Origin of the sequence: Pauljensenia sp. UMB3104 (genome assembly GCF_030217285.1) — a bacterium.
Classification (GTDB): domain Bacteria; phylum Actinomycetota; class Actinomycetes; order Actinomycetales; family Actinomycetaceae; genus Pauljensenia.
In genome coordinates this window covers 1-253 of sequence record NZ_JASONN010000433.1, presented here as the reverse complement: position 1 = coordinate 253, position 253 = coordinate 1, and the positions used below count along the sequence as shown (strand labels likewise).

At 62.1% G+C, this 253-nt stretch carries 1 protein-coding gene; it reads right to left on the bottom strand.

The window, feature by feature from the left end; all coding sequences use genetic code 11:
• Positions 1-253, bottom strand: a 253-nt coding sequence (locus QP415_RS12295; protein ID WP_285100262.1) for a DUF3418 domain-containing protein, incomplete at both ends; no start/stop codon positions are given.

The window sequence follows — 253 nt, the reverse complement described above, 5'->3', positions numbered from 1 at the left end:
AGGTCGTCGAAGAATGCGAAACGCGCGTCCTGGTCAGCAACCAAACCGTGGGTGCGTGAACGTCGTTCGACTTCGCGCGCCTGCTCCAGTAGCTCATCGTTCGTCTTTTGGAAGCGGTGGCGTTCGCGCCATTCGCCGTTCACCAGCGCGTGGCGGATGAACATTTCGCGGGCGAGTATTCGCGCCGTCAGCGCAGTGTCAATGGTCGACGAGGCCGGGATCTCCACCTTATCGATCGGCGGGGTGGTGCTCG